Annotated in this window: 2 protein-coding genes; both read right to left on the bottom strand. The window is 66.4% G+C overall.

From position 1 onward, the window contains the following. Positions 1-33: 33 nt before the first annotated feature. The gene (locus C489_RS22310; RefSeq protein WP_006432782.1) at positions 34-177 is read right to left on the bottom strand and encodes a hypothetical protein; all 144 of its coding nucleotides are present in this window, start codon (positions 175-177) and stop codon (positions 34-36) included. Between the two features lie 199 nt (positions 178-376). After that, positions 377-1,665: DNA mismatch repair protein MutS (gene mutS / locus C489_RS18025; RefSeq protein WP_006432781.1), on the bottom strand; the 1,289-nt coding region annotated here is incomplete at its 5' end.

Here is a 1,665-nt window from a genome sequence, read left to right as displayed (position 1 = left end):
GAGTTCGTCTCGCTCGAGCCGCCGGCCGAGTGATCACCGGCGAGCGACGAACACGACGATCCCCAGCACGAGCAGTCCGACGCCCCACATCCACGACTGCCCCGGGAGATACGCCAGCAGTAGCGTGACGATGCCCGACGTGATGAGCGACCACCCGATCGTCGTTCGGTATGTCATACCGCTATATTGTCGCCGACGCGGTTGTGCGTTGTGCCGGTCATCGCAACTGGAGAACCGTCCCATCACTGCTGTTTTCGAACCATGCTACCACTCGTCGTGGGAGCCGGGCAGCCGATTCGCCGGTATCGACGTCTGAGGTCTCGAGTCCGACCGCGTTACGAAACCGCCATGCCGAGACGCCGACGGAGACCGGTCGTCACTCCTCGAGCAGTTGCTTCAACCGATCGAGTTCCGTCAGCGCCTCGACGGGAGTGAGGTGGGCGAGATCGAGCGCGCGGAGTTCCGCGGCCACGTCGGTCGGCACGTCGCCACCGTCCGCAGTCGCCGGTGATTGCGTGACTTCGTTCGGTTCGGGAGCCGCGTCCGCGTCCGTGTCCTCGCTCGAGTCGGTCGTCGATTCGTCGTCATCCGACGCTGCGACCAATTCCCGCGAGCGCTCGACAACGTTCTCGGGCACCCCTGCGGCGGTTGCAACTTCGACGCCGTAGGAGCCCGTCGCTGCGCCGGGTGTGATCTCGTGATGGAAGACGACCTCGCCGTCTTCTTGGTCGACGTCGAAGTGGAGCGTGAACGCGGCCGCGAGGTCGTCGGCGAGTTCGGTCAGCGGGTGGTGGTGGGTCGCAAAGAGCGTCGTCGCGCCGACCTGATCGTGGAGATGCTCGGTGATCGCCTGCGCGATGGCCATCCCGTCGGCCGTCGAGGTGCCCCGGCCGACCTCGTCCAGCAGGACGAGCGAATGCTCGTCGGCCTCCCGCAGGATCGTTGCAAGTTCGTCCATCTCGACCATGAACGTCGAGCGACCGCCCGCGATGTCGTCACTGGCCCCGACGCGGGTGAATATCCGGTCGACGGGGGTGAGCCGGGCAGCGCTCGCAGGCACGAAGCTGCCGACCTGTGCGAGCAGGACGATCTGGGCGACCTGCCGCATGTAGGTCGACTTTCCGGACATGTTCGGCCCCGTGATCACCGCCAGTCGCCGATCGCTCGCGAAGCGGGCGTCGTTGGGCACGAACGACTCCTGGGTGCGCTCGACGACGGGGTGGCGGCCGCCCTCGATCTCGAGGGTCTGACTTCCGTCGCGCTCGAGGATTTCGGGCCGGCAGTAGTCGTACTGGGCGGCGGCCGTCGCGAGCGAGACGAGGGCGTCGAGGGTTGCGAGGGCGTCGGCGAGCCCCTGGACACGTTCGACCTCGTCGGCGATCTCGCGGCGCACGTCACAGAAGAGTTCGTACTCGCGCTCGTCCGCGCGCTCTTCCGCGCCGACGATCTGGTCTTCGCGCTCCTTGAGTTCCGGCGTGACGAACCGTTCGGAGTTCTTGAGCGTCTGCCGGCGCTGATAATCGTCGGGCACCGACTCGAGGTTCGGGTTCGTCACCTCGATGTAGTAGCCGTGGACCGAGTTGTAGCCGACCTTCAGCGAGTCGATCCCGGTCCGGTCGCGTTCCCGCGCCTCGAGATCGTCGATCCACTGCTTGCCGTCTCGAG

The sequence above is a fragment of the Natrinema versiforme JCM 10478 genome (assembly GCF_000337195.1).
Lineage (GTDB): Archaea > Halobacteriota > Halobacteria > Halobacteriales > Natrialbaceae > Natrinema > Natrinema versiforme.
This window is presented reverse-complemented; position numbering and strand designations above follow the sequence as displayed.

What these genes read in the sequence shown, in the direction of transcription:
- C489_RS22310 (WP_006432782.1), bottom strand. Translation starts at nt 177, where the DNA reads ATGACATACCGAACGACGATCGGGTGGTCGCTCATCACGTCGGGCATC.